General features: G+C 69.6%; 16 protein-coding genes. 11 read left to right on the forward strand and 5 right to left on the reverse strand.

Going from position 1 to position 16,986, the window contains the following annotated elements:
* Positions 1–12: 12 nt before the first annotated feature.
* The 5 genes from OO70_RS27725 (at position 13) to groL (ending at position 4,554) form a co-directional block, all read left to right on the forward strand.
* The gene (locus tag OO70_RS27725; protein ID WP_043676930.1) at positions 13–966 is read left to right on the forward strand and encodes a polysaccharide deacetylase family protein; all 954 of its coding nucleotides are present in this window, start codon (positions 13–15) and stop codon (positions 964–966) included.
* Positions 963–1,670 carry a polysaccharide deacetylase family protein gene (locus OO70_RS27730; protein WP_106971774.1) on the forward strand — a complete coding sequence of 236 codons (708 nt, stop codon included), beginning with the start codon at positions 963–965 and terminating at the stop codon, positions 1,668–1,670. Before OO70_RS27725 ends, OO70_RS27730 begins: the two co-directional genes overlap by 4 nt.
* Before the next feature lie 44 nt (positions 1,671–1,714).
* Positions 1,715–2,137: a hypothetical protein gene (locus OO70_RS27735; protein WP_043676933.1), complete on the forward strand. Its 423-nt coding sequence runs from the start codon at positions 1,715–1,717 to the stop codon at positions 2,135–2,137.
* Between the two features lie 363 nt (positions 2,138–2,500).
* Positions 2,501–2,809 carry a co-chaperone GroES gene (gene groES / locus OO70_RS27740; RefSeq protein WP_019066754.1) on the forward strand — a complete coding sequence of 103 codons (309 nt, stop codon included), beginning with the start codon at positions 2,501–2,503 and terminating at the stop codon, positions 2,807–2,809.
* A 119-nt stretch (positions 2,810–2,928) separates the two neighbouring features.
* Entirely contained in the window at positions 2,929–4,554 is a 1,626-nt protein-coding gene (gene groL / locus OO70_RS27745) for a chaperonin GroEL (RefSeq protein WP_043676936.1), read from the forward strand.
* A gap of 122 nt (positions 4,555–4,676) precedes the next feature.
* On the opposite strand, the gene OO70_RS27750 is transcribed toward groL, so the two are convergent.
* The gene (locus tag OO70_RS27750; RefSeq protein ID WP_043676938.1) at positions 4,677–5,450 is read right to left on the reverse strand and encodes an SDR family NAD(P)-dependent oxidoreductase; all 774 of its coding nucleotides are present in this window, start codon (positions 5,448–5,450) and stop codon (positions 4,677–4,679) included.
* Positions 5,451–5,558: 108 nt separating this feature from the next.
* Positions 5,559–6,227 (reverse strand): MOSC domain-containing protein, encoded by a 669-nt coding sequence (locus OO70_RS27755; RefSeq protein WP_043676941.1) that lies wholly within the window; start codon positions 6,225–6,227, stop codon positions 5,559–5,561.
* A gap of 80 nt (positions 6,228–6,307) precedes the next feature.
* Between OO70_RS27755 and OO70_RS27760 the strand changes: the two genes are divergently transcribed.
* Positions 6,308–7,207 carry a LysR family transcriptional regulator gene (locus tag OO70_RS27760; RefSeq protein ID WP_043676944.1) on the forward strand — a complete coding sequence of 300 codons (900 nt, stop codon included), beginning with the start codon at positions 6,308–6,310 and terminating at the stop codon, positions 7,205–7,207.
* A gap of 77 nt (positions 7,208–7,284) precedes the next feature.
* Here the strand turns inward: OO70_RS27760 and OO70_RS27765 are convergent, their stop codons facing one another.
* Positions 7,285–7,611 carry a WhiB family transcriptional regulator gene (locus OO70_RS27765; protein WP_019055584.1) on the reverse strand — a complete coding sequence of 109 codons (327 nt, stop codon included), beginning with the start codon at positions 7,609–7,611 and terminating at the stop codon, positions 7,285–7,287.
* Between the two features lie 381 nt (positions 7,612–7,992).
* On the opposite strand from OO70_RS27765, the gene OO70_RS27770 reads away from it, so the two are divergent.
* The 4 genes from OO70_RS27770 to OO70_RS27785 all read left to right on the forward strand — a co-directional run bounded on the left by OO70_RS27770 (position 7,993) and on the right by OO70_RS27785 (position 12,396).
* On the forward strand, positions 7,993–8,604 hold the full coding sequence (locus OO70_RS27770) for a response regulator transcription factor (protein WP_003948568.1): 612 nt from the start codon (positions 7,993–7,995) through the stop codon (positions 8,602–8,604).
* Positions 8,605–8,870: 266 nt separating this feature from the next.
* Positions 8,871–9,458: a sigma-70 family RNA polymerase sigma factor gene (locus OO70_RS27775; RefSeq protein WP_043676948.1), complete on the forward strand. Its 588-nt coding sequence runs from the start codon at positions 8,871–8,873 to the stop codon at positions 9,456–9,458.
* A gap of 192 nt (positions 9,459–9,650) precedes the next feature.
* Positions 9,651–11,156 (forward strand): IMP dehydrogenase, encoded by a 1,506-nt coding sequence (gene guaB, locus OO70_RS27780; protein ID WP_043676950.1) that lies wholly within the window; start codon positions 9,651–9,653, stop codon positions 11,154–11,156.
* A gap of 115 nt (positions 11,157–11,271) precedes the next feature.
* A complete protein-coding gene (locus OO70_RS27785; protein WP_043676952.1) occupies positions 11,272–12,396 on the forward strand; it encodes a GuaB3 family IMP dehydrogenase-related protein in 1,125 nt (374 codons plus the stop codon).
* Positions 12,397–13,071: 675 nt separating this feature from the next.
* Here the strand turns inward: OO70_RS27785 and OO70_RS27790 are convergent.
* Positions 13,072–13,635, reverse strand: coding sequence for a hypothetical protein (locus OO70_RS27790; protein WP_043676953.1), 564 nt, complete (start codon positions 13,633–13,635; stop codon positions 13,072–13,074).
* 136 nt (positions 13,636–13,771) lie between these two features.
* Positions 13,772–14,980, reverse strand: a complete 1,209-nt coding sequence (locus OO70_RS27795; protein WP_043676955.1) for a nucleotide sugar dehydrogenase — start codon at positions 14,978–14,980, stop codon at positions 13,772–13,774.
* A 271-nt stretch (positions 14,981–15,251) separates the two neighbouring features.
* On the opposite strand from OO70_RS27795, the gene OO70_RS27800 reads away from it, so the two are divergent.
* Complete coding sequence (locus tag OO70_RS27800; protein ID WP_043676957.1) at positions 15,252–16,958, forward strand: glycerol-3-phosphate dehydrogenase/oxidase; 1,707 nt, start codon at positions 15,252–15,254, stop codon at positions 16,956–16,958.
* Positions 16,959–16,986: the final 28 nt, after the last annotated feature.

A 16,986-nucleotide genomic window follows, 5' to 3' on the forward strand; every position in this document is an offset into this window, starting at 1 on the left:
GGATCCGACCCCATGCGAGTAGTCGTACAAAATGACATCAATCGGGCGCACGGGGGCCGGGGGAACAAGGGGCGGAGGACGGGCGTCCGTGGCGCGCTCGCCGCCCTCACGCTCGCCGCCGTCGTCTCCGGCTGTACTCAGCCCGGCGCCGAGAAGGCCGTTCCCCCGGCCCACGGCGCGCAGCCCCTGCACGCGCCCCCGGCCCGCGCGCTGGACTCCTACGCCACCAAGCTGCGTGCCGCCTACGCGGCCCGGGTCGCCGCCGCCAAGCGCTGGGGGCTGGCGAAGGTGCCCCTCCAGGCGCCGCCGGCCCCGGCGCACAAGCCGGAGATCACCGCGCGCAAGGGCTTCGAGGTGGACGACCAGGAGGAGCTCAACCTCCCGCCGGTCTTCACCACGATCCCCACCAAGCAGAAGATCGTGTTCCTCACCATCGACGACGGCGAGGAGAAGGACCCCGCGTTCCTGCGGATGATGAGCGACCTGAAGATCCCGTACACGGCCTTCCTCAGCAACTACCTGGTGAAGGACGACTACGGCTACTTCAGGAAGATGCAGGCCGAGGGCCACACGGTCAACAACCACAGCCTCACGCACCCGTATCTGCCGGGCCTGTCCTACGCCGAGCAGAAGCGCGAGATCTGCGGCATGCAGGACATCATGAAGAAGCAGTTCGGCAAGGCTCCGACGGTCTTCCGGCCGCCTTACGGCAACTACAACCACGACACCCTCGTCGCCGCCAAGTCCTGCGGCATCAAGTACGCCCCGATCTGGGACGAGGAGGTGTACGTCGACCACTGGGAGTACCGCGAGGACGACCAGGAACTGCACCCCGGGGACATCGTCCTGACCCACTTCCGGGGCCGTGCGGACTGGAAGGGAACGATGGTCGACGACATGCGCCGCTTCCTGGGCAAGGTCACTGCCGAGGGCTACGCGGTGGCCCGCCTAGAGGACTACCTGTGAGGCTCGCGAACCTGCGGACACCGGTGGCCGTCGTCCTGGCGGCCACCCTCCTCACCGGCTGCGCCCAGTCCGTCGACCCCATCGAACGGCTGGGCAAGAAGGCCGCCCAACGCGTCCACCCGCACGGCCCGTCCCGCGAACAGCCGTACCGCCACTGGGGTTTGACCGCCCCACTGGCCCCCGCCCCGAAACCCTCCCGCCTCCCCGCCCCCCGCTCGGCGGGCCCGGGCCTCCCACCCGTCGTGGACCACGTCCGCACCCACGACAAGGTCGTCTTCCTGACCTACGACCACGACGCTGGCGCGCGCCCGGACCCGAGGTTCGCCGACATGGTCCGCGAACTGCGCCTGCCCGTCACGGTGTTCGGCACGACACCGGAGCGCCACCACTTCGCCGGCCTCCCGTACGCCGCCCAGCGCACCGAGATCTGCGGCCGGCATCCCCGCCCCGACTCCCGGCTGCTGAGGCCCCCTTACGGCACGTACGACACGACGACCCTCCGCGCCGCGGCCGACTGCGGCATCTCCGCCCTGGTCCTGTGGCGGGCCTCCACGACCACCGGCACCCTGACCTACACCAAGGGCGCCCACTGCCTCGCCCCCGGCGACATCGTCCGGCTCGGCCCGGCAGACAGCACGGCACGACTGCTGCACGGCATCCAGGAGCGGGGGCTGACGGTGGGCCGCCTGGAGGACTACCTCTAGCCTGCCGCGCACGACGAACAGCGGTGAGCGGAAAGGGGCTTGCGATGGGTGGTGACCAGTGGACCTCGACGGGGCCGTATCAGAAGGATCTCGAGTCGGCGTTCCGGCAGGCGCAGGAACGGGAACTGGCCGAGGACGACCACGGGTTCCCGGGGCGGGACATCGTCGATCTGTGGGAGGACGACCACTGGAGGGAGTACATCCTGACGGGCGGCACGTCCTCCGTGCTCGACTTCTACGACCTCGTCGACGCCGCGTCCGGGGACGACTTCGCCATGATGCGCCCACTGACCGAGGACGAGGTGCGCGACTGGGCACCGGAGGGCAGACCCACCCGCGTGCGCTGGACCGCAGCGCTCCGCAGCGGCGCCGCGTCCTTCCCGGGCCGTGGGACCGGCCGCTGCACGATCCTCTACTGCGACGGCGAGCCGGCAGAGATCGGCTACTGGGGATGCACGGCGGACTAGCACCGGAACTGCCCAACACCGGTCGGCACCATCAGCCTGTCCGGCGTTTGAGGACGAGGCCGTCCAGGCCGAAGCGGGGGTCTGGGGGCGCAGCGGGGGTCTGGGGGCGCAGCCCCCAGGGAGGGCACCACCAAGACAGGCCCGCCACAGAGCCCAGGGCAACACCAAAATTCTGCTCCGGCGCCGCGGGCATTGGCACTCCGCTTGACCGAGTGCTAATCGCAGTCATAGTCTCAGGTCTGGCACTCCCCCCTGGAGAGTGCCAATAGCGACGGGCAGGTCCGGCACCCGCGACGACGGATCCACCTGGTCGCCACCTCAGACAGTTAACCCCGTGAGATCTCCGAAGGGGGAGGTCGGATCGTGACGACCACCAGCTCCAAGGTTGCCATCAAGCCGCTTGAGGACCGCATTGTGGTCCAGCCGCTCGACGCCGAGCAGACCACGGCCTCTGGCCTGGTCATCCCGGACACGGCCAAGGAGAAGCCCCAGGAGGGCGTCGTCCTGGCCGTTGGCCCGGGCCGCTTCGAGAACGGCGAGCGTCTTCCGCTCGACGTGAAGACCGGCGACATCGTGCTGTACAGCAAGTACGGCGGCACCGAAGTGAAGTACAGCGGCGAGGAGTACCTCGTCCTCTCGGCCCGCGACGTGCTCGCGATCATCGAGAAGTAATTCGCTTCACGCACATTCTGTATGTGAGCTACGCCCCTGGCCCCCGCGACCTTATGAAGCCGGGCGTCAGGGGCGTAGTTCGTTTCACCCACGTTTTCCGAGAGGGCTGAACCGCTCCCATGGCGAAGATCCTGAAGTTCGACGAGGACGCCCGTCGCGCCCTCGAGCGCGGCGTCAACAAGCTTGCCGACACGGTCAAGGTGACGATCGGCCCCAAGGGCCGCAACGTCGTCATCGACAAGAAGTTCGGCGCCCCCACCATCACCAACGACGGTGTCACCATCGCCCGCGAGGTCGAGCTCGACGACCCGTACGAGAACCTCGGTGCCCAGCTGGTGAAGGAGGTGGCGACCAAGACCAACGACATCGCGGGTGACGGCACCACCACCGCCACCGTGCTCGCCCAGGCGCTCGTCCGCGAAGGCCTGCGCAACGTCGCCGCCGGCGCCTCCCCGGCCTCCCTGAAGAAGGGCATCGACGCCGCCGTCAAGGCCATCTCCGACGAGCTGCTCGCCACCGCGCGGCCGATCGACGACAAGGCCGACATCGCTGCCGTCGCCGGTCTGTCCGCGCAGGACAGCCAGGTCGGCGAGCTCATCGCCGAGGCGATGGACAAGGTCGGCAAGGACGGTGTCATCACCGTCGAGGAGTCCAACACCTTCGGTCTGGAGCTGGACTTCACCGAGGGCATGGCCTTCGACAAGGGCTACCTGTCGCCGTACTTCGTGACGGACCAGGAGCGGATGGAAGCGGTCCTCGAGGACCCGTACATCCTCATCCACCAGGGCAAGATCAGCTCCATCCAGGACCTGCTGCCGCTGCTGGAGAAGGTCATCCAGGCCAACGCCTCCAAGCCGCTGCTGATCATCGCCGAGGACGTCGAGGGCGAGGCCCTGTCGACCCTGGTCGTGAACAAGATCCGCGGCACGTTCAACGCGGTCGCGGTCAAGGCCCCCGGCTTCGGCGACCGCCGCAAGGCGATGCTCGGCGACCTCGCCACCCTCACCGGCGGTCAGGTCATCGCCGAGGAGGTCGGCCTCAAGCTCGACCAGGTCGGCCTGGACGTGCTGGGCTCCGCCCGCCGCGTGACGGTCACCAAGGACGACACGACCGTCGTCGACGGTGCCGGCGACTCCTCCGAGGTCGCGGGCCGCGTCAACCAGATCAAGGCCGAGATCGAGAACACCGACTCCGATTGGGACCGCGAGAAGCTCCAGGAGCGCCTCGCGAAGCTGGCCGGCGGCGTGTGCGTGATCAAGGTCGGCGCCGCCACCGAGGTGGAGCTGAAGGAGAAGAAGCACCGTCTGGAGGACGCCATCTCCGCGACCCGCGCCGCGGTCGAGGAGGGCATCGTCTCCGGTGGTGGCTCCGCTCTGGTGCACGCCGCCAAGGTCCTCGAGGGCAACCTCGGCAAGACCGGCGACGAGGCCACCGGTGTCGCGGTCGTGCGCCGCGCGGTCGTCGAGCCGCTGCGCTGGATCGCCGAGAACGCCGGCCTCGAGGGCTACGTCATCACCGCCAAGGTCGCCGAGCTGGAGCCGGGTCAGGGCTTCAACGCCGCGACCGGCGAGTACGGCGACCTGGTCAAGGCCGGCGTCATCGACCCGGTCAAGGTCACCCGCTCCGCCCTGGAGAACGCCGCCTCCATCGCCTCCCTGCTCCTCACGACCGAGACCCTGGTCGTCGAGAAGAAGGAAGAGGAGGAGCCGGCCGCCGCTGGTCACAGCCACGGCCACTCCCACTGACGCGAGTCGGTGAACCCGTAGTACGTGTACGTCGAAGGCCCGGCACCCCTCTGGGGGTGCCGGGCCTTCGCGTTCTGCCGTCACCTTCGTCACCGAGGCCGCCGTCATCGAGGCGGCTGCCGTCACTGCGGCCCGTACTTCCGCCCGGTCTTCGACGTGATCCCGCCCAGCACCGCCTGCGGAGTGATCTTCACCAGCCCCATCAGCGCCTTGTAGCGCGGGTCCGGGATCGACAGCGACTTGCCGCGCGCCAGATCCGCGAGCGCCGCCGCGACCAGCTTGTCCGCGTCCAGCCACATCCAGTTCGGGATGTTGTCCGTGCCCATCCCGGCCCGCTCGTGGAACTCGGTCCGCACGAAGCCGGGCGCCAACGCCATCAGCCGTACGCCCGTGCCGGCCAGGTCCTTCGCCGCGCCCTGCGTGAACTGCACCACCCACGCCTTCGAGGCGCCGTACGTCCCGCGCGGTACGAAGGCCGCCACCGACGCCACGTTCACGACACCGCCGCGCCCGCGCTCCCGCATCGCCTCGGTCGCCGCGCTGGTCAGCCGCAGCACCGCCTCGCAGTGCACCTTGAGCATCTTCAGCTCGTCGGCCATCGGTACGTCGAGATAGCGGCCCTTGTTGCCGAAGCCCGCGTTGTTGACCAGCAGGTCGACGGGGTTCTTGCGGTCGGCGAGGCGGGCGGCCACCGTCTCGATGCCCTTGTCCGTGGCCAGGTCGGCGGTGAGCACCTCCGCCTCGATGCCGTGCCGGTCGTGCAGTTCGGTCGCCTGCTCCCCGAGCCGCTGGGTGTTCCGCGCCACCAGCACGAGGTTGTGCCCGTCCGCCGCGAGCCGCCGCGCGAACGCGGCACCGATCCCCGCGGTCGATCCCGTAATCAATGCCGTTGTCATGGCGCAAGGTTAGTGACCCGGAGCGAGCGGGCCCGATCTCTGCACAGGCCCTCCCGATCCGTGACGAACACGTGTCGAACAACGTGTCGAACGGGTCGTGCCAGCAGGTCAGCCCGTGTACTCCGCGACATACTTCCGGGCCTGCGCCAGCGACTCCGGATGCAGCGCCTCGCCCGCCGGAAGCAACTGCGGCAGCAGCTCCCGCTCGGTCGTCACGGCCCGGAACTGCAGAGCCACCGTCACGTCGTGGGCGGGCCGGTGCACGATCTCGATCGCGTCCCCCGCGCGGATCTCACCGGGCTCGATCACGCGCAGATACGCCCCCGGCGCCCCCTTCGCGGTGAACCGCTTCACCCACCCCCGCTCGCCCAGATGGTCCTGGAACGTACGGCACGGAATCCGCCCGCAGGTGACCTCCAGCACCACCTCGGAACCGATCCGCCAGCGCTCTCCGATCCGCGCGCCGGACACGTCGAGCCCCTGGGTCGTCAGGTTCTCCCCGAAGGAGCCGCTGGCCAGCGGTCGCCCCAACTCCCGCTCCCAGTCGTCGAGATCCTCGCGCGCGACCGCGTACACCGCCTGGTCGTCGCCGCCGTGGTGCCGCCGGTGACACACCGCGTCCCCGGCGAGCCCGCTCCCGGCGACCCCCTTCGGCCCGGGCGCGTTCACCCGCACGGCGGCGTCGGTCGGCCGCTTGTCGATGCCGGTCACACCCTCCGGCTGGTCCGTGTACGGCACGGCCGTGGCCCGACCCAGATTCAGCGAGAGAAGCTTCATGGAGGCACGGTAGGCGATATGGCCTCAAAGGTGCGACGCAATATCAATCGCCGCACCCAAGCAACGCTTATGCTCGGCACATGATCGAGGCCCGTCATCTCCGTGTGCTGCGCGCCGTCGCCGCCACCGGCTCCTTCTCGGCGGCCGGGCGTGAACTGGGCTGCACCCAGCCCGCCGTGAGCCAGCAGATGAAGGCCCTGGAGACCTCGGTCGGCACCCCGCTCCTGATCCGCACCGGCCGCGAGATGCGCCTGACCCAGGCGGGCGAGGCCCTGGTCCGGCACGGGGCCGGCATCCTCGCCGGCCTGACGGCGGCCGAGGAGGAGGTCGCCGCGATCGCCGGCCTGCGGGCGGGCCGGGTCCGCCTGGTCTCCTTCCCCAGCGGCAGCTCGACGCTCGTCCCCACCGCACTGGCCGCCCTGCGCACCGCGCACCCCGGCACCCGCGTCTCCCTGGAGGAGGCCGAGCCGCCGAACTCCGTCGAACTGCTCCGAGAGGGCGACTGCGACGTGGCACTCGCCTTCCGCTACGAGACCGCGACGGGCGCCGACGACTGGTCCGACCTGGTGACACGCCCCCTGCTCAGCGACCGCCTGGTCGCCCTGGTCCCGGAAAAACACCGCCTCGCGCGCGCGGAGACGGTCGCCATCGCCGACCTCGCCCGCGAACCCTGGATCGCCGGCTGCCCGCGCTGCCGCGGTCAGTTGGTCGAGGTGTGCGAGAGCGCCGGCTTCACCCCGCGCATCGACTTCGCGACCGACGACTATCCGGCGGTCGTCGGCCTGGTGAGCGCGGGCCTGGGCGTCGCCGTACTGCCCCAGCTCGCCATCGAGTCCGTACGACCCCGGGGCGCGCGGACGGTGACGCTGGAACCGGCGGTGCGGCGGGAGATCGTCGCGCTGACCCTGCCCGACCTGGCGCAGGTGCCCGCCGTGGCGGCGACGCTGGACCAGCTGGCGCGGGCGGCCCGCGAAAAATAGCGGGGCACGCGTGCGCGTGCCCCTGGTGGAGAACTTGGTGGAGACCTTGTCGTAGAACCTGCTGGAGAAACGTTCCTTCAGTTGTTCGAAGCCATGTCCCCGGCGGCCGAAGCCGACACCAGCCGGTTGCGGGCGCGCCCCATGAGCTCCTCGCGCTCGTCCTCGGTGAGGCCGCCCCAGACGCCGTACGGCTCGCGCACCGCCAGGGCGTGCGCCGCGCACTGTGCGCGGACCGGGCACCTCATGCAGACCTCTTTGGCCGAGTTCTCACGAGCGCTTCGTGCCGCACCGCGCTCGCCCTCGGGATGAAAGAAGAGCGAGCTGTCGACCCCTCGGCAGGCAGCCAGGAGCTGCCAGTCCCACAGGTCCGCGTTCGGTCCGGGAAGGCGGGAGAAATCTGCCATTGCGTGACCCCTTGTAGCCGTTATGGGCGGATACGGTGTCCACGACCGTACAACTACGATCTAAGGAGATGAAAATATGACTCATTGCGAATCTAGCCTCAGACACCAGTAAAAGGGAAGAAATAGGGCTGAATGGGGCACCGGTTGTGATGAAAGCTTGAGGGTCGGCCCCGCATGCCTCCACCGTGTCCGCACCCTCACGTAGAGTGCCGAAGAGGACACACGGCCCCGTAACTCTTTCGAGTGACCGTCGTTGAGAGTGCGAGGCGGTTGAGAACAACAAGAGCTCGGGCAGGCGTCCGAGACGGTCGACCGCACAGGTGACGATTTCGTACCAGCCTGGAGGCTCAAGGTGACGCGCATCAGCTGCGGAGGGCGGCCATGACATCCGTCCTCGTCTGTGACGACTCCCCGCTTGCCCGAGAGGCGCTCCGCCGCGCGGTCGCGACCGTGCCCGGTGTCGAGCGCGTGACGACGGCGGCCAACGGCGAGGAAGTTCTCCGCCGCTGGGGTGCCGACCGCTCGGACCTCATTCTGATGGACGTACGCATGCCCGGACTGGGCGGTGTCGAGACCGTGCGGCGGCTGCTGTCCGCCGACCCGGGCGCACGCATCATCATGCTCACCGTCGCCGAAGACCTGGACGGCGTGGCCCTCGCGGTCGCGGCCGGCGCCCGCGGCTATCTGCACAAGGACGCCTCGCGCGCCGAACTGCGGGCCACGGTCACCCAGGCCCTCGCCGACCCGACCTGGCGGCTGGCCCCGCGCCGGCTGCGGTCCGCCGAGATGGGCGCCGCACCGACGCTCACCGCGCGCGAGATCCAGGTCCTGGAGGGCATGAGCCACGGCCGCTCGAACGCGGAGATCGGCCGTGAGCTCTTCCTCTCCGAGGACACCGTCAAGACACACGCCCGGCGGCTCTTCAAGAAACTCGGCGCCTCGGACCGGGCGCACGCCGTGGCGCTCGGTTTCCGGTGGGGCCTCGTCCGTTAGGACCAGGTCAGTGGGTTGCAGCGGGGGTACGACAATCCCCGCCTACCTCATGGTGGGCGGGGGCGGCAAAAGGGCCCACCGGGTGCCCGCTGCTCGTTTCGCCGCGGATGCCGCATCCTTGAGGTGTGGAGTTCCTCGGGGACGAGTCGGTCGAGCGGGAGGGGAGGGCGCAGGAAATGAGTTCCGGCGCACCTGCTCATAACGCTTCGGTGCACAACAACGGACGCGGTGCCACGGACCCTTCGGCCGCAAGGCACCATGGACCGATGCGTGACGACGAGGGGGCCAGGGCCCAAGGGGCGATTGGTGGACTCGTCCTTCGCGCGGTCGACGGAGACGAGCAGGCCACCCACGATCTGCTCGCCCACGTACACCCACTGGCACTGCGCTACTGCCGCACCCGTCTGTCCCGACTCCCGGGCGACGCACGGCATTTCGTGGAGGACCTGGCCCAGGAGGTCTGCGTCGCCGTCCTCCTCGCACTCCCGCGCTACAAGGACACCGGCCGCCCCTTCGAGGCGTTCGTCTTCGCCATCGCCGCCCACAAGGTCGCAGATCTCCAGCGGGCCGCGATGCGCCACCCCGGTTCCACGGCGGTCCCCTCCGACGAGATGCCGGAGCGTCCGGACGACTCCCTCGGCCCCGAGGAGCGCGCCCTCCTCAGCAGCGACGCCGAATGGGCCAAGAAACTCCTGGCCAACCTCCCGGAGAACCAGCGCGAACTGCTTCTGCTGCGCATCGCCGTGGGCCTCACGGCGGAGGAGACCGGCCAGATGTTGGGAATGTCACCCGGCGCGGTCCGGGTCGCCCAGCATCGAGCACTGAGCCGACTTCGGGCACTGGCCGAGCAGTAACGCCCGTGCGGGCGCTGTCTTGAGCGGCAGTGCCTTGAGTGGCGGCGCCTTTCTTGAACAGTCGGCCGACGGCATCCGTACGAACATACGAAGCCCGGAGCGAGCCGTAGCCGTGGAATCGTGGAATTCGCGACCCCTGCTTCCCGTTAGCATGGACATCCGCACCGATCAAGGCCATTTGGGGAAGGTGTCATGACTGCCAACGTCGACGGAGTGCCCGCCAAATTCGCGACACTAGGGCTGACCTACGACGACGTGCTGCTGCTGCCGGGCGCGTCCGACGTGCTTCCGAACGCGGTCGACACCTCGTCCCGCATCTCGCGCAACGTCCGGGTCAACATCCCGCTGCTCTCCGCGGCGATGGACAAGGTGACCGAGTCCCGGATGGCGATCGCGATGGCCCGCCAGGGCGGCGTCGGTGTGCTGCACCGCAACCTGTCCGTCGAGGACCAGGTCAACCAGGTCGACCTCGTGAAGCGCTCCGAGTCCGGCATGGTCACCGACCCGATCACCGTGCACCCGGACGCCACGCTCGGCGAGGCCGACGCGCTGTGCGCCAAGTTCCGCATCAGCGGCGTCCCGGTGACCGACGGCAACGGCAAGCTCCTCGGCATCGTCACCAACCGCGACATGGCCTTCGAGACCGACCGCTCCCGGCAGGTGCGCGAGGTCATGACCCCGATGCCCCTGGTCACCGGCAAGGTCGGCATCACCGGCGCAGACGCCATGCAGCTGCTGCGCCGCCACAAGATCGAGAAGCTGCCCCTCGTCGACGAGGCCGGCATCCTCAAGGGCCTCATCACGGTCAAGGACTTCGTCAAGGCCGAGCAGTACCCGCACGCCGCCAAGGACGCCGAGGGCCGTCTCATCGTCGGTGCCGCCGTGGGCGCCAGCCCCGAGGCACTCGAGCGCGCCCAGGCCCTCGCCGAGGCCGGTGTGGACTTCCTGGTCGTCGACACCTCGCACGGCCACAACAGCAACGCCCTCAACTGGATGGCGAAGATCAAGTCCAGCGTCGGCGTCGACGTGATCGGCGGCAACGTCGCCACGCGCGACGGCGCCCAGGCATTGATCGACGCCGGTGTCGACGGCATCAAGGTCGGCGTCGGCCCCGGCTCGATCTGTACGACCCGTGTCGTCGCCGGCATCGGTGTCCCGCAGGTCACCGCGATCTACGAAGCGTCCCTCGCCGCCCGCGCGGCCGGCGTCCCGCTGATCGGCGACGGCGGCCTGCAGTACTCCGGCGACATCGGCAAGGCGCTCGCCGCCGGCGCCGACACGGTGATGCTCGGCAGCCTGCTCGCGGGCTGCGAGGAGTCGCCGGGCGAGCTGCAGTTCATCAACGGCAAGCAGTTCAAGTCGTACCGCGGCATGGGCTCGCTCGGCGCGATGCAGTCCCGCGGCCAGGGCCGGTCGTACTCCAAGGACCGTTACTTCCAGGCCGAGGTCGCCTCCGACGACAAGCTCGTGCCCGAGGGCATCGAGGGCCAGGTGCCCTACCGCGGCCCGCTGGCCAACGTGCTGCACCAGCTCGTCGGCGGTCTGCGCCAGACTATGGGCTATGTGGGCGCGGCCACCATCGAGGAGATGGAGACCAAGGGCCGCTTCGTCCGGATCACGTCCGCGGGCCTCAAGGAGAGCCACCCGCACGACATCCAGATGACGGTCGAGGCACCGAACTACAGCCGCAGCAAGTAGTCGGCCAGTAGTCGCCAGGCTTCCCGAGGGCGGCTCCGGAGCATCCGGGGCCGCCCTTGTCGTGCCCGTCGGCGATACTGGAAGACGCTGAGACGCAGAAGGAAAGGCCACACACGTGACTGAGATCGAGATCGGGCGCGGCAAGCGCGGCCGCCGGGCGTACGCCTTCGACGACATCGCCGTCGTCCCCAGCCGCCGTACGCGGGACCCGAAGGAGGTCTCGATCGCCTGGCAGATCGACGCCTACCGCTTCGAACTGCCGTTCCTGGCCGCCCCCATGGACTCGGTCGTCTCCCCGGCCACCGCGATCCGCATCGGCGAGCTCGGCGGCCTCGGCGTGCTGAACCTCGAAGGCCTCTGGACGCGGTACGAGGACCCGCAGCCGCTCCTCGACGAGATCACCGGCCTGGACGTGGACGCCGCGACCCGCCGCCTCCAGGAGATCTACGCGGCTCCCATCAAGGAGGAGCTGATCGGGCAGCGCATCAAGGAGGTGCGCGACTCGGGCGTGGTCACCGCCGCCGCGCTCTCCCCGCAGCGCACGGCCCAGTTCTCCAAGGCCGTCGTCGACGCGGGCGTGGACATCTTCGTCATCCGCGGTACGACGGTCTCGGCGGAGCACGTGTCGGGTTCGCACGAGCCGCTGAACCTGAAGCAGTTCATCTACGAGCTGGACGTCCCGGTGATCGTCGGCGGCTGCGCCACGTACACGGCGGCCCTGCACCTGATGCGCACGGGCGCGGCCGGCGTCCTCGTCGGCTTCGGCGGCGGCGCCGCGCACACCACACGCAACGTCCTGGGCATCCAGGTCCCGATGGCCACGGCCGTCGCGGACGTGGCGGCGGCCCGCCGCGACTACATGGACGAGTCCGGCGGCCGGTACGTGCACGTCATCGCCGACGGCGGTGTCGGCTGGTCCGGCGACCTCCCCAAGGCGATCGCCTGCGGCGCCGACGCGGTCATGATGGGCTCCCCGCTGGCCCGCGCCACGGACGGCCCCGGCAAGGGCCACCACTGGGGCATGGAAGCGGTCAACGAGGAACTCCCGCGCGGCAAGAAGGTCGACCTCGGCACGGTCGGCACGATCGAGGAGATCCTCACCGGCCCGTCCCACGTCCCCGACGGCTCGATGAACATCTTCGGGGCGCTGCGGCGGGCGATGGCGACGACGGGTTACAGCGAGCTGAAGGAGTTCCAGCGCGTCGAGGTGACGGTGGCGGACTCGCAGCACAAGCGGTAGGCATACGACGCTCTTAAGGGCCCGGACCTGAGTGGTCCGGGCTCTTTCGTGTGCCCAAGTGGGGTTGGTGGGGCGCGTGTTGGGACTGAGGGGGCGCGCGGTTGCGTTCGGGGTGATTACCCGCGGTATGGCCGTGTCGGGCGGCTAGTGTCCTTGATCGGCGCCCCAGTTCTCTGGGTCGCCCCCTTCCAGGGACATGGTTCCGGACCCGGGCTCTCGGGGCCCGGCCCGAGTTCCGACGAGCCGCCTACCGGGCCAATGGGTGGCGTCGCGGAAGGGGGCGCACCCATGGGTCGTCACCGCAAGCCCACCCGATGGGACCGAACTTGGCTTCGGCTGGTGAAGTTCCGGAGGAGGTGCATCTTGTGGATCTATGGAGGAAAGTGAGCGGCCACCCCCAAGAGACGTAGGGGTGGACACTTCGTTCACTTTTCAGGAGCCTGCCGCAGTGCCCACTGCGGTGGGCTCCACCTTTTACGGTACCGGATCCGTCGTGACGCGGCAGGATCGCGAGCGGCCGCCCCTATATGAACTAGGGGCGGACACCCGTCGCGTAGTCCGTCGCCGGGCCGACGAACCCTGCATTCGTACGCTAGTGATCCAGAGAAGCTTTGCGCCAGCAGCCCCAGATGCACGGTCATCCCCACGCGCCCCCCTGCACTCCCTGCGCGCCGGTCAGAGCGCAGCCTTCTTGGCCCCCGAGAACGCGGCGAACGCGGCGATGGCGAAGAAGATGAAGGTGAGCGGGTCGGCGTCGGCCTTCCAGGCGTCCTGGACGACGTCGAAGTGGTCGAAGAAGACCTTGCTGAAGTTCACGCCCAGCTCGTCCGCGCCGATCATCGCCTCGCCGACCAGCTGGCCGAGGTAGACCGCGCCGAGGGCCAGGACGGCGCTGACCACGGGAAGCACGGGGTTGCGCCCACCGAGCTTGCCCGCAGCCAGGCCGATCACGAAGCCGACGCCGACCGCCGCCCAGCCGATCTCGTGCTTGGTGGTGCCGATGACGACGCCGTAGATGCCGGCGGCGACCAGCGCCGCGACGACGGCGGTCACCAGGCCCAGCGCGATGTTGTTCTTCGGGGGAGTAGGCGGGGCGTACGGCGCGCTCGGTGCCGGAGACGGCGGTACGGCGCCGGGCTGCTGGGCGTACGGGTTGCCGTCGACCGGCTGCGGCTGGGCCTGGGCCTGCGCCTCGGGCTGCGGCTGTGGCTGCTGTGGTGGCGTGGCTGACTGGCTCATGACAGAAATCCCCCCACGGGATGCGAAGACAGGAAAGGCGAAGCAGAGATGCGTGCGCACGGATATGCGACAACTGTGCGACGAGTGTGGGGAGATTAGCAGGTCGACGTGACCCTGTGACCAGTCGTTTTCGTGCTCAGAGCCGGTGTGCGGCCCCGGTCGGTGTGGCTCCCCGCGTGTCCAGCAGCAACTGAGCCTTCACCGACAGGCCTTGGAGGTCGTACGTCCGGTGCTGCTGGAGCAGGATCGTCAGGTCGGCGTCGGCCGCCGCCTCGTAGAGGGAGTCCGCGCGGGGGACAGGGCGGTCGAGGACGCTCCAGGAGGGGATGTGGGGGTCGTGGTAGCTGACGGAGGCGCCGAGTTCCATCAGGCGGATCGCGATCTCCTGGGCGGGGGTGGCCTGTTGGTCGGCGAGGTCGGCCTTGTAGGTGACGCCGAGCAGCAACACCCGTGCTCCGCGCGCGGACTTGCCGTGCTCGTTGAGGAGTGTGGCGGCGCGCTGGATGACGTAGCGGGGCATGTGGTTGTTGACCTGCTGGGCGAGTTCGACCATGCGGAGGGGGCGGCCGCCGGGGCCTGTCAGGTCCTGGGGGACGGCGTGGCCGCCGACGCCGGGGCCGGGGCGGAAGGCCTGGAAGCCGAACGGCTTGGTCTCCGCGCAGCGGATGACGTCCCACAGGTCGACGCCCAAGTCGTGGCACAGGACGGCCATTTCGTTGACGAGGGCGATGTTGACGTGCCGGAAGTTGGTCTCCAGTAGCTGCACGGTCTCCGCTTCGCGCAGGCCACGCGCGCGTACCACCTTGTCGGTGAGGCGGCCGTAGAAGGCGGCGGCCGACTCGGTGCAGGCGGGGGTGAGGCCGCCGATCACCTTGGGGGTGTTGGCCGGGGTGAAGTCGCGGTTGCCGGGGTCGACGCGGCTGGGGGAGTAGGCGAGGTGGAAGTCGCGTCCCGCGCGGAGGCCCGATCCCTCTTCGAGGAGGGGGCGGAGGAAGTTCTCGGTGGTGCCGGGGTGCACCGGTGACTCCAGGATCACCGTGGTGTGCGGGCGCAGGTGGGCGGCGAGGGCGCGGGCGGCCGTCTCCACCTGGCTGAGGTCGAGGCCGCCGTCCGCGTCCGGGGGTGTCGGCGCGCAGATCACCGCGGTGCGTACGCGGCCGAGCTCGGCGGGGTTGGTGGCCGGCCGGAAGCCCCCCGAGAGCATCCGGCGCAGTTCGGCGGGGCTGAGGGAGCCGACCTCGGGGCCGGTCTTGAAGCCGGTCGTGGCGATGCCGGCGGCGACAGCGGCCTGGGCCAGGGGCAGGCCGAGAGGACCGAGTCCGATGACGGCGAGATCTGCGGGCATGGCGTGGGCCGTCCTTCCCAGTAACCGAAGCGGGACAGGTGCGCAAGCCCTGTGGACAGAACGAGCGAGCGCAATGTCAGACTAGGAGTAAATATGACCGTTATGCGGGATTGGACGGCTGTGTTTTTCGGCAGTCCTGTGATTGTTGTCCACAGGCTGGGGGCGAGTGGTGGCTGAAGTCGGGCATCCCGGTCAGAATTTGGGCAGGAGGGATACGAACCGGGCTTCGCCGAACGGGTGCGGCCGGCGCTACCGATAGCGGGAGGCAGCGGTGAGGACAGCGACACTGGGTCCGGCGCAGCGGGCCGAGGCACTGGCGGGAATGGCCGAGCGCGAACTGGACGTGCTCGTGGTGGGCGGAGGTGTGGTCGGCGCGGGCACCGCCCTGGACGCCGTGACCCGCGGCCTGTCCACGGGACTGGTCGAGGCGCGCGACTGGGCGTCCGGCACATCGAGCAGGTCGAGCAAGCTGATCCACGGAGGTCTGCGCTATCTGGAGATGCTCGACTTCGCGCTCGTCCGCGAGGCACTCAAGGAACGCGGCCTGCTCCTGGAGCGGCTCGCCCCGCACCTGGTGAAGCCCGTGGCGTTCCTGTACCCGCTCCAGCACAAGGGCTGGGAGCGCCTGTACGCCGGCTCGGGCGTCGCGCTCTACGACGCGATGTCCATGGCCCGCGCGCATGGTCGCGGCCTGCCGACGCACCGCCACCTGAGCCGCCGTCACGCCCTGCGCGTGGCACCCGCGTTGAAGAAGGACGCCCTGGTCGGCGCCCTGCAGTACTACGACGCGCAGATGGACGACGCCCGCTATGTGGCCACCCTGGTGCGCACGGCGTCGTCGTACGGCGCGAAGGTCGCCAACGGCGCGCGCGTGACCGGGTTCCTGCGCGAGGGCGAGCGAGTGGTCGGTGCCCGGGTGCGGGACGTCGAGGCGGGCGGCGAGTACGAGATCCGCGCGAAGCAGATCGTGAACGCCACGGGCGTGTGGACCGACGACACCCAGGCGATGGTCGGGGAGCGTGGGCAGTTCCACGTCAGGGCCTCCAAGGGCATCCACCTCGTCGTGCCCAAGGACCGCATCAACTCCACCAGCGGGCTGATCCTGCGCACCGAGAAGTCCGTGCTGTTCGTCATCCCGTGGGGCCGGCACTGGATCGTCGGGACCACCGACACCGACTGGGACCTCGACAAGGCCCATCCGGCCGCGTCCAGCGCCGACATCGACTATCTGCTGGAGCACGTGAACTCGGTGCTCGCGGTGCCGCTGACCAGAGACGACGTACAGGGTGTCTACGCGGGACTGCGGCCGCTGCTGGCCGGTGAGTCCGACGCCACCAGCAAGCTGTCGCGCGAGCACACCGTGGCGCATCCGGTGCCGGGGCTCGTCGTCGTGGCGGGCGGCAAGTACACGACGTACCGGGTGATGGCCAAGGACGCCGTCGACGAGGCGGTGCACGGGCTCGACATGCGGGTCGCCGAGTGCGTCACCGAGGATGTGCCGCTGATCGGCGCGGAGGGCTATCGGGCGCTGTGGAACGCGCGAGCGCGGATCGCCGCACAGACCGGCATCCATGTGGTCCGCGTGGAGCACCTGCTGAACCGTTTCGGTTCGATGGCGGAGGAGGTCCTCGACCTCATCGCCAAGGACCCCGCGCTCGGCGAACCCCTCCAGTTCGCCGACGACTATCTGCGCGCCGAGGTCGTCTACGCCGCCTCGCACGAGGGCGCACGGCACCTGGACGACGTCCTCACCCGCCGCACCCGCATCTCGATCGAGACCTTCGACCGGGGCACGCGCAGCGCCCGTGAGGCCGCCGAGTTGATGGCGCCGGTGCTCGGCTGGGACAAGGACCAGATCGAGCGCGAGGTCGAGTACTACGAGAAGCGGGTGGAGGCCGAGCGGGAGTCCCAGCGCCAGCCCGACGACCTGACGGCGGACGCGGCGCGGTTGGGGGCGCCGGACATCGCGCCGTTGTAGCCCAGTTGCGGAACAGCCGACTTCACTC

The sequence above is a fragment of the Streptomyces xylophagus genome (assembly GCF_000716435.1).
GTDB classification, from domain to species: domain Bacteria; phylum Actinomycetota; class Actinomycetes; order Streptomycetales; family Streptomycetaceae; genus Streptomyces; species Streptomyces xylophagus.

Bases quoted from the DNA above. Each gene is read 5' to 3' on its own strand.
- OO70_RS27725 (WP_043676930.1), top strand. From the start codon at position 13: ATGCGAGTAGTCGTACAAAATGACATCAATCGGGCGCACGGGGGCCGG.
- OO70_RS27735 (WP_043676933.1), top strand. From the start codon at position 1,715: ATGGGTGGTGACCAGTGGACCTCGACGGGGCCGTATCAGAAGGATCTC.
- groL (WP_043676936.1), top strand. From the start codon at position 2,929: ATGGCGAAGATCCTGAAGTTCGACGAGGACGCCCGTCGCGCCCTCGAG.
- OO70_RS27750 (WP_043676938.1), bottom strand. From the start codon at position 5,450: ATGACAACGGCATTGATTACGGGATCGACCGCGGGGATCGGTGCCGCG.
- OO70_RS27755 (WP_043676941.1), bottom strand. From the start codon at position 6,227: ATGAAGCTTCTCTCGCTGAATCTGGGTCGGGCCACGGCCGTGCCGTAC.
- OO70_RS27760 (WP_043676944.1), top strand. From the start codon at position 6,308: ATGATCGAGGCCCGTCATCTCCGTGTGCTGCGCGCCGTCGCCGCCACC.
- OO70_RS27765 (WP_019055584.1), bottom strand. From the start codon at position 7,611: ATGGCAGATTTCTCCCGCCTTCCCGGACCGAACGCGGACCTGTGGGAC.
- OO70_RS27770 (WP_003948568.1), top strand. From the start codon at position 7,993: ATGACATCCGTCCTCGTCTGTGACGACTCCCCGCTTGCCCGAGAGGCG.
- OO70_RS27775 (WP_043676948.1), top strand. From the start codon at position 8,871: ATGCGTGACGACGAGGGGGCCAGGGCCCAAGGGGCGATTGGTGGACTC.
- guaB (WP_043676950.1), top strand. From the start codon at position 9,651: ATGACTGCCAACGTCGACGGAGTGCCCGCCAAATTCGCGACACTAGGG.
- OO70_RS27790 (WP_043676953.1), bottom strand. From the start codon at position 13,635: ATGAGCCAGTCAGCCACGCCACCACAGCAGCCACAGCCGCAGCCCGAG.
- OO70_RS27795 (WP_043676955.1), bottom strand. From the start codon at position 14,980: ATGCCCGCAGATCTCGCCGTCATCGGACTCGGTCCTCTCGGCCTGCCC.